The sequence below is a fragment of the Vibrio sp. 10N.222.52.C3 genome (assembly GCF_041474195.1).
GTDB lineage: Bacteria > Pseudomonadota > Gammaproteobacteria > Enterobacterales > Vibrionaceae > Vibrio > Vibrio crassostreae_C.
Genome location: NZ_JBFRTQ010000101.1, coordinates 1 through 19624, shown reverse-complemented (window position 1 = coordinate 19624; position 19624 = coordinate 1). Strand labels below are relative to the sequence as shown.

General features: G+C 44.9%; 18 protein-coding genes. 9 read left to right on the top strand and 9 right to left on the bottom strand.

What is annotated here, in order from left to right; all coding sequences use genetic code 11:
• Positions 1-121 precede the first annotated feature (121 nt).
• From AB4517_RS15975 to glpD, 5 genes are all read left to right on the top strand, one after another.
• The gene (locus AB4517_RS15975) at positions 122-553 is read left to right on the top strand and encodes a PACE efflux transporter (RefSeq protein WP_372148682.1); all 432 of its coding nucleotides are present in this window, start codon (positions 122-124) and stop codon (positions 551-553) included.
• A 448-nt stretch (positions 554-1001) separates the two neighbouring features.
• Positions 1002-1856, top strand: a complete 855-nt coding sequence (locus AB4517_RS15970) for an MIP/aquaporin family protein (RefSeq protein ID WP_004732234.1) — start codon at positions 1002-1004, stop codon at positions 1854-1856.
• 59 nt (positions 1857-1915) lie between these two features.
• Positions 1916-3436 carry a glycerol kinase GlpK gene (glpK, locus tag AB4517_RS15965; RefSeq protein WP_372148680.1) on the top strand — a complete coding sequence of 507 codons (1521 nt, stop codon included), beginning with the start codon at positions 1916-1918 and terminating at the stop codon, positions 3434-3436.
• 260 nt (positions 3437-3696) lie between these two features.
• Positions 3697-4491: a DeoR/GlpR family transcriptional regulator gene (locus AB4517_RS15960; protein WP_061032073.1), complete on the top strand. Its 795-nt coding sequence runs from the start codon at positions 3697-3699 to the stop codon at positions 4489-4491.
• Between the two features lie 288 nt (positions 4492-4779).
• Positions 4780-6339 (top strand): glycerol-3-phosphate dehydrogenase, encoded by a 1560-nt coding sequence (gene glpD / locus AB4517_RS15955; protein WP_372148677.1) that lies wholly within the window; start codon positions 4780-4782, stop codon positions 6337-6339.
• Positions 6340-6592: 253 nt separating this feature from the next.
• On the opposite strand, the gene AB4517_RS15950 is transcribed toward glpD, so the two are convergent.
• From AB4517_RS15950 to AB4517_RS15920, 7 genes are all read right to left on the bottom strand, one after another.
• Positions 6593-7489, bottom strand: coding sequence for a LysR family transcriptional regulator (locus AB4517_RS15950; protein ID WP_017069708.1), 897 nt, complete (start codon positions 7487-7489; stop codon positions 6593-6595).
• Between the two features lie 192 nt (positions 7490-7681).
• Positions 7682-7918, bottom strand: a complete 237-nt coding sequence (locus AB4517_RS15945; protein ID WP_017067743.1) for a YdcH family protein — start codon at positions 7916-7918, stop codon at positions 7682-7684.
• A gap of 267 nt (positions 7919-8185) precedes the next feature.
• Entirely contained in the window at positions 8186-9058 is an 873-nt protein-coding gene (locus tag AB4517_RS15940; RefSeq protein ID WP_372057863.1) for a radical SAM protein, read from the bottom strand.
• Between the two features lie 199 nt (positions 9059-9257).
• The gene (locus tag AB4517_RS15935; protein ID WP_258182976.1) at positions 9258-9380 is read right to left on the bottom strand and encodes a hypothetical protein; all 123 of its coding nucleotides are present in this window, start codon (positions 9378-9380) and stop codon (positions 9258-9260) included.
• Positions 9381-9603: 223 nt separating this feature from the next.
• The gene (locus AB4517_RS15930) at positions 9604-10299 is read right to left on the bottom strand and encodes an aspartate/glutamate racemase family protein (RefSeq protein ID WP_065583757.1); all 696 of its coding nucleotides are present in this window, start codon (positions 10297-10299) and stop codon (positions 9604-9606) included.
• A 208-nt stretch (positions 10300-10507) separates the two neighbouring features.
• Positions 10508-11491, bottom strand: coding sequence for an HAD family hydrolase (locus AB4517_RS15925; protein ID WP_372148674.1), 984 nt, complete (start codon positions 11489-11491; stop codon positions 10508-10510).
• 236 nt (positions 11492-11727) lie between these two features.
• Entirely contained in the window at positions 11728-12972 is a 1245-nt protein-coding gene (locus AB4517_RS15920) for an NADH:flavin oxidoreductase/NADH oxidase family protein (protein WP_372148671.1), read from the bottom strand.
• Positions 12973-13251: 279 nt separating this feature from the next.
• On the opposite strand from AB4517_RS15920, the gene nfsA reads away from it, so the two are divergent.
• Positions 13252-13974: an oxygen-insensitive NADPH nitroreductase gene (nfsA, locus tag AB4517_RS15915; RefSeq protein ID WP_017060948.1), complete on the top strand. Its 723-nt coding sequence runs from the start codon at positions 13252-13254 to the stop codon at positions 13972-13974.
• A 123-nt stretch (positions 13975-14097) separates the two neighbouring features.
• Here the strand turns inward: nfsA and AB4517_RS15910 are convergent, their stop codons facing one another.
• Complete coding sequence (locus tag AB4517_RS15910; RefSeq protein ID WP_372148669.1) at positions 14098-15630, bottom strand: phospholipase D family protein; 1533 nt, start codon at positions 15628-15630, stop codon at positions 14098-14100.
• A 495-nt stretch (positions 15631-16125) separates the two neighbouring features.
• Between AB4517_RS15910 and AB4517_RS15905 the strand changes: the two genes are divergently transcribed.
• On the top strand, positions 16126-16623 hold the full coding sequence (locus tag AB4517_RS15905; RefSeq protein ID WP_372133128.1) for a hypothetical protein: 498 nt from the start codon (positions 16126-16128) through the stop codon (positions 16621-16623).
• A gap of 207 nt (positions 16624-16830) precedes the next feature.
• Positions 16831-17121: a putative quinol monooxygenase gene (locus tag AB4517_RS15900; RefSeq protein ID WP_017062386.1), complete on the top strand. Its 291-nt coding sequence runs from the start codon at positions 16831-16833 to the stop codon at positions 17119-17121.
• Positions 17122-17242: 121 nt separating this feature from the next.
• Here the strand turns inward: AB4517_RS15900 and AB4517_RS15895 are convergent, their stop codons facing one another.
• Positions 17243-18124, bottom strand: coding sequence for a LysR substrate-binding domain-containing protein (locus AB4517_RS15895; protein WP_372148667.1), 882 nt, complete (start codon positions 18122-18124; stop codon positions 17243-17245).
• A gap of 281 nt (positions 18125-18405) precedes the next feature.
• Here AB4517_RS15895 and AB4517_RS15890 point away from each other — a divergent pair, with 281 nt between their 5' ends.
• Positions 18406-19593 (top strand): MFS transporter, encoded by a 1188-nt coding sequence (locus tag AB4517_RS15890; protein ID WP_017062388.1) that lies wholly within the window; start codon positions 18406-18408, stop codon positions 19591-19593.
• Positions 19594-19624: the final 31 nt, after the last annotated feature.

Sequence of the window (19624 nt, the reverse complement as noted above, 5' to 3'; positions counted from 1 at the left end):
CTATCTTTATATTATCACTATATGTGATGCTAACTATCTTTATATTATCACTTAAGTAGATATTATTTAGCCAAGTCTTTAGCCCATCGGCGGCTATTTAATCGTAAAGAGAGTTAGAAAAATGTCACATAAAGAACGCATGTTGCACATGGTGCTATTTGAATTGGTTGCTTTGGTTTTGATGGCAGGGCTTGCAACCTATATTACAGGAAACAGCGCAGGTGAAATGGCAGGCTTAGCACTCGCAATATCATTGATAGCGATGGCTTGGAACTACGTTTATAACTATGGCTACGACAAAATTTACGGAGCAGACCGAAGCAAAAGAACCACGAAAACACGTATCCTGCACGGATTAGGTTTTGAGCTTGGCTTAATGACAGTGACTCTACCTGTCTTGATGTGGGTTCTACAACTCGACTTCCTAACCGTACTGATCATGGACATCGGCCTAGTTATTTTCTTCGTACTTTACGCGATTGCGTTCAACTGGGCGTATGACTCGGTTCGATATCAATTGGTTGCGAAAGGAAAAGTGGCAGCTCTGGTTTAGAGCGGTAAGTTCGTCTCGTATAACAAGAACATACACCCAAATGAAAACTGCCAAACTACAACATAGTTGGCAGTTTATTCATTTATGCATATAAGCTCAGTTGTTAACTCCCTTGTTACATAGCAAAAACATCACACAGCCCTCCCTAATTAAGTCTAATAATCCACCACTCACGAAGTAGCATCACAAATCCAAACATAAACTCCTCGTACCAGTTGCGCATTCATTTACATATAGGTAGTTTGAGCGGCTTCGCAACCTATCAATTCGAGCAATGACGTTCATGCGAGCATCTTTTTCGAGCAAAAGTGTTCGGATTAACATTTCAAGTGACTTTAATTAACAATTTTATGCTCAAACGCTCACTTTTGATGTTCGTTTATTTTCGAGTTCGCAAATACATGCACAATACACGTGCTAGATAAGCAAAACTAAAAAGGACTCGAACATGACAACAAACAAACACCCTTCTTTATTTGGGCAATGCTTGGCTGAATTTATCGGTACAGGATTACTCATATTCTTTGGCGTTGGCTGTGTGGCCGCTCTGGTATTAACTGGTGCGACATTCGGACAATGGGAAATCAGCATCATCTGGGGCTTCGGTGTTGCGATTGCAATTTACTGTACTGCCGGCGTTTCAGGCGCACACATCAACCCAGCCGTAACGATTGCACTGGCCATGTTCCATGGCTTCGATAAAGCGAAAGTGGTGCCTTACATCATTTCGCAACTGCTTGGCGCTTTCTGCTCTGCAGCATTGGTTTACAGCCTGTACAGCAACCTATTTACTGACTACGAAATCGCACATAACTTCGTTCGTAGCAGCCAAGACGCACTATCAACTGCTGGTATCTTCTCGACTTACCCACATGCTTCACTCTCTTTCTTCGGCGCTTTTGCTGTGGAATTCGTGATTACAGCAGTGTTGATGTTTGCCATTTTAGCGTTAGGTGATGAGAACAACGGCGCGTCTCGCGGTGCAATGAACCCTCTACTGATCGGTATTCTTATCGCGGTTATCGGTGGTTCTTTAGGTCCACTGACGGGCTTTGCAATGAACCCTGCTCGTGACTTCGGACCAAAACTGTTCGCTTACTTTGCAGGTTGGGATTTCGCACTAAGCGGTGCTCGTGATATTCCTTACTTCATCGTTCCAATTCTTGCTCCAATTGCTGGTGCGTGTTTTGGTGGTTGGTTGTACCCACGTGTTATCGGTGCTTACCTACCAGTAGAAGGCCAAGGCTGCACAATTCCAAACCAATGTGAAACAGAAGAAGAAGCTGAACAAGCTCAAGCTTAATCCCTAAGCGACCTTACATTTACTAAAATATAAATAACGAAAGAAAAAGGATTCTTACCATGACCGAGCAAAAATACATTGTTGCCCTAGACCAAGGCACCACAAGTTCTCGCGCTGTAATCCTCGATCACGATGCAAACATCGTTAGTTCTTCTCAACGAGAATTCACTCAGATTTACCCGAAAGCGGGTTGGGTTGAGCATGATCCAATGGAAATCTGGGCGACTCAAAGCTCTACATTGATTGAAGCTCTTGCTAAAGCAGGCATCCGCAGCGATGAGCTAGCGGGCATTGGTATCACGAACCAACGTGAAACCACCATTGTTTGGAACAAAGAGACAGGCAAGCCTGTTTATAACGCAATCGTATGGCAGTGTCGCCGTACAGCAGATATCTGTGAAGACCTTAAAGCGCGTGGCCTAGAAGACTACGTACGTGACAATACAGGCTTAGTCCTTGACCCGTATTTCTCAGGTACCAAAGTAAAATGGATTCTAGACAACGTTGAAGGCGCTCGCGAAGACGCTGAAGCTGGCAAATTACTGTTCGGTACAGTTGATACTTGGTTGGTTTGGAAAATGACTCAAGGACGTGTACACGTTACGGATTACACCAACGCGTCACGTACTATGTTGTTCAACATCAACGACCTATGCTGGGATCAGAAGCTACTTGATGAAATGGGCATTCCAGCAATCATGATGCCTGAAGTGAAGCGCTCTTCTGAGGTTTACGGTCAAACGAACCTTGGGGGTAAAGGCGGTACTCGTATCCCAATCGCGGGTATTGCGGGTGACCAACAAGCTGCACTTTACGGTCAAATGTGTGTAGAAGCAGGCCAAGCTAAGAACACTTACGGCACAGGTTGTTTCCTTCTAATGAACACAGGCCAAGAGAAAGTAACATCAAAGAACGGCCTACTAACAACGCTAGCATGTGGTCCTAAAGGTGAGCCTGCATACGCACTTGAAGGTGCAGTATTCATGGGTGGCGCATCAATCCAATGGCTACGTGATGAAATGAAGCTACTGGCTGGCGCAGAAGATTCTGAGTACTTCGCAACGAAAGTAGATTCTTCAAACGGCGTTTACGTAGTCCCTGCGTTTACTGGTTTAGGCGCACCATACTGGGATGCTTACGCTCGCGGTACGATTGTCGGCCTAACTCGTGGTGTTAACTCTAACCACATCATCCGTGCAACGTTGGAAGGTATTGCTTACCAAACGCGTGACGTATTGGATGCGATGCAAGCGGACTCTGGCATCAAGCTAGCAAACCTACGTGTTGATGGTGGTGCAGTAGCGAACAACTTCCTAATGCAATTCCAATCAGACGTACTAGATACAGAAGTTCACCGTCCTGAAGTAACTGAAGTAACGGCTCTGGGTGCAGCATACCTTGCTGGTCTAGCAGTTGGTTTCTGGGACAGCATCGATGAGCTTCAAGACAAAGCAGTACTAGACCGTACGTTCTTGCCACACCACGATGAAGAAAAGCGTAACCGCCGTTACAAAGGTTGGAAGCGTGCTATCAAGTGTGCACAAGTTTGGTCTGAGCTGCACGATGACGACGAAGAGTAAAATCGAGCGTTCGAATAATCACTCTCTTATCGATTGAATTGTTCGTTCCTCAGTAAACGAAACTAAAAAGAGCACTATTTTGTGCTCTTTTTTGCGTTTGGAGCCAATTTTTCATGTTTTGATCAACGTTTTTGCGGTTTGGACATAATTCCTTACTATCATTACTTCTCTCTTTTCATCAATTCGAGCACAATAGCGTGAGTTTATATTTTCGATTTTGACGCGCTAGAGCCCTTTGCGCGCAGGGAGTGGTAAGTTAAGTGAAGCAGATACCAAGACACCAGCAGATTGTAGATCTGGTAAAAACACAAGGATATGTGAGTACCGAAGAGCTCGTTGAAAAGTTCGATGTCAGCCCACAAACCATCAGACGAGACCTCAATGAACTTGCCGATAGCAACAAAATTCGTCGCTATCATGGTGGTGCAACCATTCCTTTAAGCTCGGAAAACACCTCGTACAACACGCGTAAAGCGCTTAACTTCAACGAAAAAGACGTGATCGCCGATGAACTGGTTAAACACATCCCAGATGGCGCGACTTTGTTTGTTGATATCGGTACCACACCAGAATCGGTTGCCCGCGCGCTCAACAAAAACCACAAACAGTTAAGAGTTGTCACCAACAACATTAACGTTGCGAGCATCCTTCTGCCGAACCCAGAGATAAAGGTTATCTTGGCCGGTGGCGAAGTGAGAAACCGTGATGGCGGTATCGTGGGCGAAGCAACACTAGATTTCGTGAAACAGTTCCGCCTCGACTTCGGTATCTTGGGCATCAGTGGCATCGACTTTGATGGCTCACTGCTCGATTTTGATTATCACGAAGTTCGTGTGAAACAAGCCATCATCGAGAACAGTCGCAGCATCTTCCTGGCAGTCGACCACAGTAAGTTTGGTCGTAACGCAATGGTTAAGCTGGGTAACATCTCTCAAGCACACATGGTGTTCACCAATAAACAGCCACCAGAAGAGATCCTGAACATCCTTAAAGATTCAGATATTCCATTAGAAGTTATCGAGACCGCGTCTCAACCACTAGCGTCGGACGAATAAAAAAACGCTCAGAAATCATGTTCATTAAAAGAGCCCATTATTGATAGATCACTTTATCGATAATGGGCTTTTTTGTTACTTAGAAAGTCGCACTTGAACATGAACAGTATCACTTCTATGCTCGAATGAGAGTTATTTGGAACCTTCGCTGTCATAAGCGAAGGTTTTTTTATGCGCAAATCACATAAAACGCGCATAAACGAAAATAATAAATGACCGCAAACGAAAGTTAATATACGATTCAATTATGTTCTAAAATGCTCGTTCGCTCAGAAAGAGGTCAAAACCATGAGTGCTCAACAAAATAATTCAAACAACAGTACATCTTCCACTTTAGACTTGATCGTGATTGGCGGCGGCATCAATGGTGCAGGCATCGCGGCAGATGCAGCAGGTCGTGGTCTAAACGTTGGCTTATACGAAGCAAATGATTTCGCGTCTGCGACGTCTTCTGCTAGCTCAAAGCTTATCCACGGTGGCCTACGCTACCTTGAACATTACGAATTTCGTTTGGTTTCGGAAGCACTCGCTGAACGTGAAGTCTTGTTAAGAAAAGCGCCTCACGTTGCTCAGCCAATGCGTTTCCGTTTACCTCATCGACCATTTTTACGCCCAGCTTGGATGATTCGCTGTGGCCTATTCCTTTACGATAACTTGGGTAAGCGCACCACTCTTCCTGGAAGTAAGACAGTCAACCTAGCAAAATCAGGGCTACTGAAACCAGAAATGAAGACAGGCTTCGAATACTCAGATTGCTGGGTTGATGATGCTCGTATGGTATTGCTCAACGTGTTGGCGGCGAAAGAAAACAACGCAGAAGTACGCAACTACTGCCGAGTTGAAAAAGCGCACCGCGAAGGCGACATTTGGCATGTAACGATTCTTGATGTGATGACAAACCAACGTTTTGAACGTAAAGCGAAAGCGCTGGTTAACGCGGCTGGCCCTTGGGTTAAGCAGTTCTTTGATGATGGATTAGAGCAGGCTTCGCCTCGTAATATTCGTCTGATCAAAGGCTCGCACATTGTTGTGCCACGCATTCACGACGAACCACAAGCGTATATTCTGCAAAACAAAGACAATCGTATTGTATTCATGATCCCTTACCTAGATAAGTTCTCGATCATCGGCACTACCGACCTTGAATACAAAGGCGACCCTCGTAACGTCGCAATTGATGATGTTGAAGTGGATTACTTGATTGATATAGTTAACCAGCACTTTGTTAAACAGCTTGGCCGTGAAGACGTGGTTTGGACATACAGTGGCGTAAGACCACTTTGTGACGACGAATCAGATTCACCACAAGCGATCACTCGAGACTACACATTGGAATTGGACGCAGAGCTTGATCAAGCACCACTGCTTTCGATCTTCGGTGGCAAGTTGACCACTTATCGTAAGCTCGGCGAAGCGGCACTTAATAAGCTTGAGCCACACCTAACCAACATGGGCGCACCATGGACAGCGAACGACACGCTTCCAGGCGGTAACTTTAGTTGCAGCAGAGAGCAGCTTGCGAAGATGATCCACACGAAATACCCTTGGGCATCTGAAGCGTTATTACTTCGCTACGTGACTCAATTTGGTACTTACACATGGAAACTATTGGAAGGCGCAAATAGCGAAGCTGATCTTGGTACCCAATTCTCAAGCGAAGCACACGGTGTTTACCAAGCTGAGATCGATTACTTGATTAATGAAGAGATGGCGATGACTGACGAAGACATCTTGTGGCGCAGAACCAAGCTTGGCCTGTACTTAAGTGAAACAGAGCAGCATGCAGTTTCTAGCTACTTAAAAGAGAATCTTGAAAGCACTGTGGTGAACTTTTCTCAAGTCGGTTAGTTCTTCTAGCAAAACCATCCGCTCCTGAACATAAATAATGACAAAGCTTAGCGCTCCCCACGCTAAGCTTTTTTATTGTCTACTATTCCGCTCAGCCTGAGACTTTATTCACACCTCTATTTTCAACAAAAACTAAATAGTGTTTTATTAATCCGGTTGATTATCAACTTCACAAAAGGTTGCTATTCTTTATCTCAACGAAACAACACATTTAAAAACGCTCACCATGTCAGCGCTTTAATAACGTTTGTCTCTATGTTTTCTCCCAATACGGCGGATTACCATAATATTCAGAGAAGTAGTCAATGAAGGCTCTCACCTTTGGTGCAAGTAACCTTGTGCTTGGGTACACAGCCCAAATTGCAGGCTCTGATGTTAATGGGTAATCTTCTAATATTTGAACCAGCTGACCGCTTTTCAGTTGTTCATAGGCACACCAATTCGATGTCACCGTGATCCCCATACCACCTGAGGCTGCGTCACGCAGTGCTTCCCCGTTATCTGCCCTGAACGACCCAGATGCCTTAATCGTCTTAGGCCCGCTTTCAGTATTGAAGGTCCAGTTTTCTAAACCAATTAAGCTAATACATTGATGATCGTTAAGATCTCGAGGTTTGGCTGGCTTACCATATTTGATTAAGTAATCAGGCGATGCACACACAATACGCTTGTCTGTCGCAAGTTTTCGGGCAATCAGTGTCGAGTCTTTCAGCTCCGAGATACGAATCGCGATATCAAAGCCACCCTCAACAACATCCACCATCGAATCTGATAGCCTGAGATCGACTTTTAACCCAGAGTAGCGCTCTAAGAATCCAGGTAAGGCAGGAACAAGATGCAAACGTCCAAAAGACGCAGATGCGGTAACTCGCAACGTTCCGGTTGGAGAATCACAACCCACACCGACCGCCGATTTGGCAGCATCCACGCTCGATAACACTTCTTCAGCATGAGGTAAGAATGCTTCCCCCTCTTCGGTTAAAGAGACCTTACGAGTGGTTCGGTGGACCAAGCGAACGCCTAAATTGTCTTCCAGTTTACTGATGTGCGAGCTTGCAACAGCAGGAGACAAACCAAGCTCTTGCCCAGCCATGCTGATGTTATGTGTGGAAGCTAAACGAACAAACAATTTGAGGTGTTCAATATTCATGAGATTACCAATAAAATCTTAAAAATCGTGTACCAGTAACCCTCATTATGCGTCATTCACATAACAATACAACGTATTAACTCAGTTGAATTGTGAAGATGTTATTGTGCCAAAACGAAAAAACTCCCGAAGGAGTTTTTTTGTCTAAGTCTGCAATTCGCCATTTAGCTAATCAGCAAAATTACTAGCTCACTAGCCAGTTAAACGTGCATGCAGTGCATCTTTCAGTACAGAACGATCATGTTTCAGTTGGTGCATCGAGCCGTCATCAATGGGTGAATCTTTCAGCTCAAGCTTACGAATCTCTTTATCAAGGTTGTCGTACGTCTTCATGTCTGCTGCAAAGCCATCGTCAGTTTTAACAAGCTCAGCAATTTTATCTTTCATTTCAGGAAATTCGTGAACAAGAGAATGATTTTCACCTAGCATAGAAACCTCTTAAGTTGAGTAAAGTGATTGGTATTACGCATTCATTATTAACCTTAGCAAGGGAGTCAAATAACAAATGAGATCCAGTACACAGCATAGAATATAGACAATTCAGATTCACAAATTTACAACATCCACCAAGAAAATGGCTTTGCTGATTTTGAATTGTCTCAGTAACGGAAGTAGGTTTATGGCGATTATCCCGCCTCGAAAACAATACTTCTTTCGATTTTTACTTAGCCTGCAAGTATCGTTTTTAACTAAACGCTACCAAGCAAACGTCTGAATAACACTGTCTTTAGCCATTGGGTTTGATGCTATCGCATGGTTCACCTTAGCCAAAAATTGCTCTCTTGAATCAAGCAGGAAACCTTTCTGAGTCACGATGTTATTACCATGGTCGCCCCAATAGAAAGTGTCGATGTTTAGATTCTCAAGCAGATACTTTTCTTCTTCTAAGATCTGAAGTTGCGTCGGCATAACGAACTTGCCATCTTTTACTTCTTGTTCCATCACGGTTCCTGGCTGAATCGCTAACGCCATTGGCGCTATCTGCTCAGGCTTCATGATATTCAGTAATCTTGTGGTCTCGACAATATGTTCACGTGATCGATCACGACCGCCAAGGCCGAAGATAAACGAAAGTAAGGTTTCAATGCCGGCTTCTTTGGCTAATTCCATGCCTTCGATCGCTTGTTCTGGTGTCATGCGCTTTTTGATGTTGTCGAGTACAACCGCATCGCCTGACTCCAACCCCGCATAAGCCATAGTGAGACCGGCACTTTTAAGCTCTTTAAGTTCGCTCAAGCTTTTACGACGGAAATCGTTCAAACCACTATAGAGCGATACTTTTCTGCTTTCTGGAAAGGTATGACGAAGCTTATCCAAAATCTTAAGGAGATAATCCGTGCGGGCGGCCATCACGTTGCCATCGATAAGGAAAATTGATTCAACATAAGGATAAATCAGGCGAGCTTCTTCGATATCTTTAAACACATCCTCAATATCACAAACCTTGAATCGTTTATCGCTGAACATATTACAGAACGTGCACGTGTTGATACTGCAACCTAAAGTGGTTTGAATCAGAATGCTCTTCGCCTCTGTCCATGGACGATATACTTTTCCCTCGTAATTCATATTGGTTTCTCCGGTCTATAAGCACGAGAGCGTGCTTTAATAAAACAGAGTTTATCAACACCAGTATTCATTGATAATTCGCGATATAGTCGAATCATTTTTTAGATTTTGTATAAAATAAAAGCCTTGTGACAACACAAGGCTTTGTAGGGGTAACTCTCTACCGGAGCAGCTGAAAATGTGTTTCCACAAAAGAAGATTAGCTGCTGCACCCTTGGGTATGAACTCGATTCATGTCGTCACCGACTTGTGCTTCTTGAGACCCCGTCGATTGGCATCCTGCCACGAATAACAGCGTTACAGATAAGATAAGCCATTTCATAATAAATCCTCTTTCGGTCATGACTAAAGCATAGTGCTTAAAAGCGCGGATACCTCAGTCATTAACTAAAACCTTACCTACCGATAAGGCCTTGGTTAATGAACAAAGCATCGCTTCTTTAACTAACGACCTGCTTTTGTACAAAAAACTTTCACTTCAACGAATGAAAATCGTACAAGAGCGAAAATAGGACAGCTATGGAACTAAGAATAAGAACTAGAAGTTAGTCACTCGTCGCCAAACGTACAGCCGCTTCTGCATGAATGGCTGTGGTATCAAACAAGGGAACATCAGTGTGTTGCTGCTGAATCAGGAGGGCGATTTCAGTACAGCCCAGAATAACGGCTTCTGCACCTTGTTGGCCTAGCTTCTCAATGATTTGACGGTATACATCTCGAGATTCTTCTTTTACTTGGCCTCGACACAGCTCTTGATAAATGATGTTGTGGACTTTCTCTCGGTCACTCTCATCAGGAATCACCACATCGATACCGAATTTGTTAGTCAGGCGGCCTTTATAGAAATCTTGTTCCATCGTGAAAGCCGTGCCGAGTAATCCGACTTTCTTCACTCCTTGTTCCAGCAACTTCTGCGCTGTGGTATCAGCGATGTGCAAGATAGGAATCGTGATCTTCTCTTCGATCTCAGGAACGACCTTATGCATGGTATTGGTACAGATCAGGATGAAGTCCGCTCCGGCTTTCTCTACCGATAAAGCCGCGTCCGATAAGATATCCGCCGTCTCAGCCCATCGACCTTGATGTTGAAGCTTTTCTATCTCATCGAAGTTCACGCTGTACATACAAACCTTTGCAGAATTGAGCCCGCCGAGTGTGGCTTTAACGCCCTCGTTGATGGATTTGTAGTAGCTCACTGTCGACTCCCAACTCATACCGCCGAGCAAACCGATCGTTTTCATTTTGCTATTCCTTTAATTTCCGACTAACTCGATTAAACCGTCATGCATTGAAAATTTATAGTACGTTCTTGCTTAAAGCGAACCCATAACACCTTATTCCTTTCAAACGATTGCTTTCAAACCGTTCATTCCCAAAACCTCCGCTCACAAAAAAGGCTCGAATTTAAAATCCGAGCCTTTGAAGTTTTGACCAAGGGTATACTTGGCGTTAGTACACCTCACACCAATCTGATTTCATGTCGATCAGTGTCCAATCCTCTCTGGAATTCGCCTCATCTAGCGCTTTATCAAGCTTGCCAACGTGAGACTCACGATCGTACTGCCACTCGCGCTCAGCATCAGTGTGATGAACAATCATCGCCATTGAGTTGGGTTGGCTCGTAGCCCATTGCATCATCGCTTGGTCACCGTCTGAGTTGCCGACCGCTAGAATAGGTTTCTTGCCGATAATATGCTGAATGTTAGTGACCTTTCCGGCTTTGTCATCAATGGTCAAAATGGACGAGTCTTTAGTAACGGTTGGCTTACCATCGTTGTAGCTGTAGTTGTATTTAAGCGCGCTACCGATGATTTGCTCTGTAGGAATATTATAAGCTTGTGGAGCCCACGCTCTCATGAAATCAACGCCTCCGCCCGACACAATATAAGTCTTAAAGTCATGCTCTTGCAGGTAAGTCAGCATCTCTTTCATTGGCTGATAAGTAAGGTCTGTGTAGGCTTTGTTGAAGCGTTTATCTTTTTTTACCGTCAGCCATTGCTCAACGTCTTGCTGGTATTGCTCAACAGTCATACCAGAATGTGTCGCCATGATGATTTTCAATAGCCCTTCTTCACCGCTGCCCAGAACGCTCTCAATATCATCTTCGAGTACAAACTTAAACGGTGCTTCGGTTTTCCATTCAGGGTGATCAGGCGCCATCTCTTTTACACGATCTAGTGCAAAGGCTAATTGGAAGTAATAAGGCTTTTCCGACCAAAGCGTACCGTCGTTATCGAACACGGCAATGCGATCTTCAATTGCCACGAACGTATCAGACTCAGCTTTAGTGGCTTGCCCAACAAAGTCGACGATAGCGGATTTGCTCTCGCTGTCCTTCCAAGAAGGCAGCAAGTTGGGATCACAATCTTTAGCAAAAGATGAGAAAGAGAGACTGGATAAGATCGCGACAGATAAGAGGGTTATTTTCATCATAGCAACTACCATGTTGTTGAATTAATTGTAGGGTTTAATTCAATTCATCCTAGTTGGTCTACTCTGATTTGCCACTTATGAACACTATAACCAATGCTCATGTTGGTATTAGATTAGTACCACAGCTAAGCTGGCTGAGGGTGCTCTGCGATGTATTTATCGAGAACTTAAAAGGAGACAAACAAAAAAGCAGAACTTCAATTCCTCAAAGTTCTGCTTTATCAATCCATGACTGCTTACACTCTGCGCTTTTTGAAAGCGTGCCAGCCAGCGCTGAGAATTGTTTTTACCACCACGCTTAATGCGCTAAGTTTAGGGTCAGCATTCTTGCCAGAGGCAATGCGCCACATTTGATGTTCATACCAAACCAGCCCGACCATCGCCACTTTGTCTAATGCGGGTTTTCCTGTGGTTGGCACCGTTAATGGCATGCCGTGGCTAGGGTTTTCAATTAACTTGTTAGGGAAATCAGGATCAACCGCCATTGTTCGCGCAATACCAATAAAATCGGTCGCCGAGGTGTTTAATGCTTCATTCATTGCTTGCGCGGTTCGAAAACCACCCGTGACCACCAGCGGTGTACTCACGAGTTTTCTCGCCTTAACCATGTAATCCATAAAATACGCTTCACGTTTTACTGTGCTGGACTTGATTGATTCAGCTTTGCTCTTTGAACCCATCATTGATGGACTTTCATAGGTGCCGCCAGAGATCTCAATCAGGTCGATACCGTTATCACTCAGAGTTTGTACAACCTGCATCGACTCTTCTTCAGTGAAGCCACCTTTCATGAAGTCAGCACTGTTGAGCTTAATTCCGACAGGGAAATCTTCACCGACCTCTTTTCGAATCGCGCGATAAACCTCAAGCACGAAACGAAGTCTGTTTTCGAGTGACCCACCCCATTTGTCTTGGCGTTGATTGTGTCTAGAAGACAAAAACTGACTTACCAGATAACCATGAGCACCGTGAATCTGCACACCGGTAAAGCCTGCTTGTTTTGCAAGCTTTGCACTCAGCGCGAATTTATCAATGATTGCGATTATTTCCGTCTCAGTCAGAGCTCGTGGCGTATTGAAACCTTTTTCTAATCCACGCTCTAAAGAGATAGCCGAAGGAGCAACGGGGCTATCACATAAGAATTTAGGGATTTGCTTTCCTGGGTGGTTCAATTGCATCCATATCTGCGAACCATTTTGCGTTCCAGCCTTCGCCCACTCACGAAATACGATTAAGTCACTTTGCTCATCCAACACAACGTTTTTAGGTTCACCAAGCGCACCTCTATCGACCATCACGTTGCCCGTCATGGATAGGCCAATTCCTCCTTGAGCCCAACGCTGGTAAAGCGTGACTAAACCTTGCTTAGGGTTATGATGTTTATCACCTAGCTGTTCACTCATTGCCGATTTGAACAGGCGATTTTTGATCACTTGGCCATTAGGAAGAGAAAAAGGGTCGTTGAGGCAGATTGGATTCATGCGCGTGGTTACTTTCTTTGGTCTATATATTGCGTCCAGTATGCCCTATTTTATCCGACAGTTCTGAGCATTTAGTGCCTATTTCGAAGCAAATTTCACTCAATAATAAAATGCCAGCGGCATAGCAGCTGGCATTAATCGATTATAAATAGAATCTCAAAAACTGGGCTGACGCTGCTGAAATATGTCAACCAGAAAGGCTCAAACACTCTTTACGCTCATGGTAATTGTCGTTATTGTGATTCTCTACGTCATCACCACAAGGACTGTCTGAGAGTTATGAACAGCACGATTGAAACTATTCTGGGGCACCGCTCCATTCGTCAATATACAAATCAACCGATTGAAAAAGCACAACTTGATGTGATTATTCAGGCTGGTCTCGCGGCTTCATCATCGAGCTTACTGCAGGCTGTTTCTATCGTGAGAGTGACAGACACAGAGAAGCGTAAACTGTTAGCTGAATACGCAGGTAACCAAGCTTACGTTGAGAATGCGGCTGAGTTTTTAGTGTTCTGTATCGACTATCAACGCCACGCTCAAATTAACCCTGAAGTGAAAACCGACTTTACTGAACTGACCCTGATTGGCGCGGTAGATTCTGGCATCATGGCGCAAAACTGCATGCTGGCAGCTGAGTCTCTAGGTTTAGGTGGCGTGTACATTGGCGGGCTGCGTAACAGCGCACAACAAGTCGATGAACTGTTAGAACTACCACAACATACCGCCGTGTTGTTTGGGATGTGCTTAGGTCACCCGGCACAGCAACCAGAGGTTAAGCCTCGCCTTCCTGCTCATGTGGTGATGCACGAAAACCAATACCAACCGCTGAGTCTAGATGAAATTGCCAGCTACGATGATTCGATGCAAAGCTACTACGCAAGCCGTTCAAGCAACCAAAAGCAGAGCAGTTGGTCACAACAGATCACTCAAAAGCTGTCTGGCGAATCTCGCCCGCATATCCTGCCTTACTTGAACAGCAAGCAGCTGACCAAGCGTTAAGCCGTTAAGCCGTTAAGCCGTTAAGCCGTTAAGAGCTTGCAACAAACCACAGCAAACAGCAGTACAAACAAAAATGTCAGCGTAATATACGCTGACATTTTTATTTATCCGGAGGCGGCTAGCTTACAGATATTTCTCAATCGGTAACAACTGTAGGAAGCCTGACTGCGTTCGTTCCCATTGACCAGTGTCAGGTTCGCTGTCCCAACGTTGATCGCCTGAATACCAATACACATCACCGTCTTCCAATTCCAAGCGCCAGCTATTATCTTCACTCATTGCTTGCTCAATAGTGTCTGCTAACGTTTCAGCAATCTCTTTATTTTCGATGATCAAAACCGATTCAGTATTGAGGTAGGTAGAGCGCAAGTTGAAGTTAAATGAGCCGATGCTCGCGATGCTGCGGTCGAATACGACTGATTTAGCGTGCAAGCCATAGGCTGTCTCAGGCGCACATTTAGACACGTCTTGAGTCGATGCTTCACACAGCTTAGATTCTGGTTTTAGCTCAAACAGATCGATGCCATGCTCCAACATGTCGTAACGTCTGCCTGCATAAGCAGAATGATTAGTCACCAGATCATTAGACGCCATAGAGTTAGTTAGCGCTTTTATCTCAACGCCCTTGTTGTTCAATACCTGCCACTCTTCAAGCTGACCATCATCGAATACAAGGTAAGCGGATTCCAGCAAGATCTCTTGTTTCGATTCGCTCGCTAATTTCCCTAGAAGAATCGCGGTCGCTTTCGGTTCATCGGTATTGTCTGAATCATCAGGAACAGGCTGATCGTAAACAAAACGCGCATTCACCCATGCCATCTCACCAATCACCTCTTTCAGCAAACTATCAGCAGCCTTACGATCTAGTGGCAATTCCGGGTAATTTTGATAATGCGGAACGACAATATTATCTATCTTCGAGAGATCAGGTTGCTCGTCATCACCCAGCATATCGACAGGGTAAGACCAACGGCTGTTCCAGTATTCAACAAAACTGGTTTGGATGGTGTTAACTACCGAGCCCATGACTAATACATCGCGGTCTCGGAAATTGATTTCATCAGAAAGGTCGAAGTATTCATCACCAATATTACGTCCACCCACCACAGACAAAGTACCATCGACGGTAAACGACTTATTGTGCATACGGCGATTTAAACGAGAAAAGTCGCCGACAAAGCTCAGCCATTTACTGAAACCGCGGCGTGTTGGTGTTGGATTGAAGATACGAATCTCGACGTTCGGGTGTGCATCCAGTGCCGACAGCAACCCTTCACGTTCGTTGAGGTTGATATCATCCAGCATTACGCGAACCTTCACACCGCGCTCGGCCGCTGCTAATAAACGGCTAGCGAGATAGCTGCCCGATTCGTCAGAGTTCCAGATGTAATATTGAATGTCGATGGTGTGCTCGGCACTTTCGACCAGCGCTAATCGCTGTGCCAAGGCATCCCAACCAGACTCTTGCAGACGAACCGCAGTGGTGCCTCGCTCTAAAGCTTCAGGCTGAAATTCATTGGTTAGAACCGATAAAGAACTAGGTGCAGGAGAGGTTGGCGGTTCTGTTGGATGATCGATGCCTTCAGGAAGTGAAGAACACCCACCTAAAACGGCGATTAAGATTAACGTTAAACTGATGCGTTGGAGCACAGGCATGTATCTGACTTCCTTTTCACGATGGCGTCTTTAGAAACTTTCCGTACAGCTTTTCAATGAACAAGCTATTCCGATCTATTCATTGATTATTACTGCTAAAGCCTGAAATTTATATGTAATTATCCAGTATAAATTTAAAGGTCGGTAAATTGGCCCACAAATCACTTAAGTTGGGTGAGTGCCAAACAGTATAAACTCAGCGGCTTTTCGACCATGTCAATGGTGAGCTCTATTCGGTCTGGGTGATGCTTCACCATTGTTTGGAGATCTAGTTTCACCGCTTGATTTCACACTAACAGGCGTGTCGACTTACTTATATGAGATTGTGCAAACGCATTACTTACGTAAGCGCTAAAGCTGTTGTTCATCTAAGGGACATGTAAGGGTCAACACCGAAAACATTGTTCACGCTGCATAACCTTTATCGTCTCTACACAAGCCTTCCTTATAGTAGTACCCTTTATCGTATTTCATTCTTAATGGTATTTATGTCTTATGAAGCTTTTGGTCGATCGCACTGGTGAACAGTTTTTAGATATTCTGCAAGAATCGGGAGATACATTGACGGTTCAATTCATTACCAATGAAGGCAATCGAAAGGGTAAGCCGTTCCAAGATAACTTGAGTGGATTGTTCCTCACAGGGTGGAAGCCGCGCACCACTTCAACCGCCATCGGATTAGAACGCTTTAAGCAAGGCAAACTTGAAGATCCCAAAGTGAGTTTCGCATTGCACCAACTCTATCCACTGGGTCGAGACGTAAAGTTACCTTCTGGTGATATCGCAACTATCGCGAGTTACGCCAATACCCATGCCGATGGCTACTATATGTTTGTGCGCCTCAACGATGAGTTAACCCGACTCAAGATTACACCCGATTGGGAACTGCAACCTTCCGCTCAAAGATTGGCTCTGCCTTATTACCCTGCGCCAAGAACCAAGGAAGAGCTCGACAATATTGACGATTTTGATGCGTGGGCGGGCGGCTTCTAAATACTCCTCACCTACGCCTAGTAGCACATAATACCCAAGCTATTATCAATTATTTTTTGACAATAATTCAAATGTAGCACTGTTTATCGTTTCAAATATTCCCACTATTATTTATCCATCGACACAGACTGCAGCTCAATGAACAAAGAGTGGCACTGTAAACACAGACAAATCACCATTTCGGTGAAAAATAATATAGGTACCAACATGACTCAACTAACTATCGTCGCAAACATCGTCGCTAACGAAGACAAAATTGAATTGGTTAAAGCAGAGCTGCTAAAGCTGATTGATATTACTCGCGCTGAAGAAGGCTGCATCAACTACGACCTTCACCAAGACAATGAAAACCCAGCACATTTCACTTTCTACGAAAACTGGACGTCTCGTGAACTTTGGCAAACACACATGGGTAATACCCACCTTGCTGAATACATGGCAGCAACGGAAGGTAGTGTTACGTCATTTACACTTAACGAGATGACTAAGATCGCTTAAGTACAGTTTCAATAGTCTGTAACTAGAAAGCACACTGACAAGCTATCGAGTTCGATTTGAAAGCCCCGCGGCGCGTCAGCGGGGCTTTTTTATTTAAGCGGGTATCGTCGGTCTGCCTTAGTTAGAGCTTCAAATGGGGCTGTATAAAATCAATAAACGCCGAGATACGTTTAGAGACAGAGGACGACTTGTAATAAACCGCATTCACTCGCTCTCGGTCTGTGTTGGCAAGTTTGTCTTGTTCCAAGATAGGGATTAGACGCCCTGCTGCCATATCTTCCTGCACCATAAACCCCGATAAACAAGCAATCCCATTTCCAGCTAAGACTAGTTGACGCACGGTTTCACCATTACTGGCTGTCACAGTAGGCGCGACATCACTTTGGTTTGGTAAAGGCCAATGGTTAAGCACTTTGTTACCCGCAAACCCCACAATTTGATGCGAACTCAAATCTTCAGGTTTGGTGGGCAGCCCACGCTTAGCGAGATAATCAGGTGACGCCACAATATGGAGTAAACTTTTTCCTAACGGGCGAGCGTGCAGTGTTGAATCGGACAGCTTACCGATTCGAATCGCAACATCAGTTCTCTTTTCGAGAAGATCAACGAAGCCTTCGTTGGAAGTGAGTTCCAACTCAATGTCTGGGTAAGCCTCTTTGAATGACTGCACCAACGGCACTAGCTGATGGAATACGAATGGACTGGCGGCATCGACTCTTAAACGACCTTTTGGCAACTCACCGCGCGACACGATTTCTTCTTCCGCGCTCTGGATCATCTGTAGTCCCACCCTGACTGAATCGACAAACTGTCGCCCTTCCTCCGTCAATTCCACGCGTCTCGTTGTTCGGTTGAATATTGAGACGCCGAGTTGCGACTCAACCTTACTCACCGAGCGAGACACCTTGGCGACCTGCACATCCAGCGCCTCTGCCGCCGCAGAAAAACCACCAGCATCGACAACGGTGAGTACCATTTCTAAATCATTTGAACGGGTTAACATGAGGCTCCTTCGCTATCTTCATTTTGTTTAATGTCATCTCGCTTGTGCTCATCACAGCTCAAATCATCTATGCCTTTTCGATCTCATTAGCTTAACCCAATGATCGGCTAACTCTTTAATTATTGCAAATTTAACAAAAGTTATTTGTTAATGATGGCATTTTTAACAAATATATTTTACTAGATAATCCTCGCCATCAAACGAAGCGCTCCTATTGCAGTCACAAGCTGCCCCATTTTATCGCGCTCGGTATTTAACAAAGAACAGTAAGAGAGATGATTATGCCACTAGCATTACTTGCATTGACGCTCAGCGCCTTTGCCATCGGAACCACAGAATTTGTCATCGTAGGCTTGATTCCTACCATGGCGAGCGACTTGAATGTATCTCTGCCATCGGCGGGCCTATTAGTCAGTTTATACGCGCTTGGCGTTGCTATTGGTGCGCCAGTGTTAACGGCATTAACCGGTAAATGGAATCGTAAAGCGGTGTTGCTGACCGTGATGGCATTGTTTGTCATTGGTAACTTATTGGCGTGGCAAGCTCCAGGCTATAACACGCTGATCGCCGCACGAATTTTGACCGGCCTTGCCCATGGTGTGTTCTTCTCGATTGGATCGACCATCGCGACAGGTTTGGTTTCAAAAGATAAAGCAGCCAGTGCCATTGCGATCATGTTTACGGGTTTAACGGTTGCATTGGTGACCGGCGTACCACTGGGCACTTACATCGGCCAAACCTTTGGCTGGCAAGCAACCTTCTTGATCGTTGCCTTGCTTGGTCTTATTGCTCTTATCGGTAGCGCTATCTTGGTTCCAAGCAACCTTAAGCAACCACCAGCGGCGAAGATTTCGGCACAACTAAAGGTTCTAACTCAACCACGCTTGCTGTTGGTTTACGCTATCACAGCACTAGGTTATGGCGGTACATTCACAGCGTTTACGTTCCTTGCTCCGATACTGGAAAACGTATCAGGATTTGATTCGAGCTCTATCAGTCTCATCATGTTGGTTTACGGTGTGTCAGTGGCGGTAGGTAACATCTGGGGCGGAAAAATGGCCGACAAGATGGGCCCGATTAAAGCACTGACCGTTATCTTCTCTGGTTTAGCCGCGGTACTGGTAGTATTCAACTTTACCGCAGTGAACCCTTACGCAGCCGTTGCTACCATCTTGGTTTGGGGTGCATTTGCATTCGGTAACGTTCCGGGGCTACAAGTGTATGTTGTGAAACTGGCTGAGAAATACACACCAGACGCAGTCGATGTCGCTTCTGGGTTGAACATTGCAGCCTTCAACGTCGGTATTGCATTGGGATCATGGGGCGGTGGTTTGATTGTCGCAAAATCTGGATTAATGAACACCCCTTGGGTAGGTGCTGTGATTGTTCTGATCGCTCTTGTTCTGACTCGATTCAGTGGTGCGTTAGATAAGAAGCAAGCACAACAAGCTGTTCCATCTAGCATCTAGCATCTAGCAAGGATAGAATCGAGTAGGAGGA

Coding starts and splice junctions, on each gene's coding strand:
- AB4517_RS15905 (WP_372133128.1), top strand. CDS start 16,126: ATGAAGCTTTTGGTCGATCGCACTGGTGAACAGTTTTTAGATATTCTG.
- AB4517_RS15940 (WP_372057863.1), bottom strand. CDS start 9,058: ATGAATTACGAGGGAAAAGTATATCGTCCATGGACAGAGGCGAAGAGC.
- AB4517_RS15925 (WP_372148674.1), bottom strand. CDS start 11,491: ATGATGAAAATAACCCTCTTATCTGTCGCGATCTTATCCAGTCTCTCT.
- glpK (WP_372148680.1), top strand. CDS start 1,916: ATGACCGAGCAAAAATACATTGTTGCCCTAGACCAAGGCACCACAAGT.
- AB4517_RS15920 (WP_372148671.1), bottom strand. CDS start 12,972: ATGAATCCAATCTGCCTCAACGACCCTTTTTCTCTTCCTAATGGCCAA.
- AB4517_RS15950 (WP_017069708.1), bottom strand. CDS start 7,489: ATGAATATTGAACACCTCAAATTGTTTGTTCGTTTAGCTTCCACACAT.
- AB4517_RS15900 (WP_017062386.1), top strand. CDS start 16,831: ATGACTCAACTAACTATCGTCGCAAACATCGTCGCTAACGAAGACAAA.
- AB4517_RS15945 (WP_017067743.1), bottom strand. CDS start 7,918: ATGCTAGGTGAAAATCATTCTCTTGTTCACGAATTTCCTGAAATGAAA.
- AB4517_RS15910 (WP_372148669.1), bottom strand. CDS start 15,630: ATGCCTGTGCTCCAACGCATCAGTTTAACGTTAATCTTAATCGCCGTT.
- AB4517_RS15935 (WP_258182976.1), bottom strand. CDS start 9,380: ATGAAATGGCTTATCTTATCTGTAACGCTGTTATTCGTGGCAGGATGC.
- AB4517_RS15970 (WP_004732234.1), top strand. CDS start 1,002: ATGACAACAAACAAACACCCTTCTTTATTTGGGCAATGCTTGGCTGAA.
- AB4517_RS15895 (WP_372148667.1), bottom strand. CDS start 18,124: ATGTTAACCCGTTCAAATGATTTAGAAATGGTACTCACCGTTGTCGAT.
- AB4517_RS15890 (WP_017062388.1), top strand. CDS start 18,406: ATGCCACTAGCATTACTTGCATTGACGCTCAGCGCCTTTGCCATCGGA.
- nfsA (WP_017060948.1), top strand. CDS start 13,252: ATGAACAGCACGATTGAAACTATTCTGGGGCACCGCTCCATTCGTCAA.
- glpD (WP_372148677.1), top strand. CDS start 4,780: ATGAGTGCTCAACAAAATAATTCAAACAACAGTACATCTTCCACTTTA.
- AB4517_RS15975 (WP_372148682.1), top strand. CDS start 122: ATGTCACATAAAGAACGCATGTTGCACATGGTGCTATTTGAATTGGTT.
- AB4517_RS15930 (WP_065583757.1), bottom strand. CDS start 10,299: ATGAAAACGATCGGTTTGCTCGGCGGTATGAGTTGGGAGTCGACAGTG.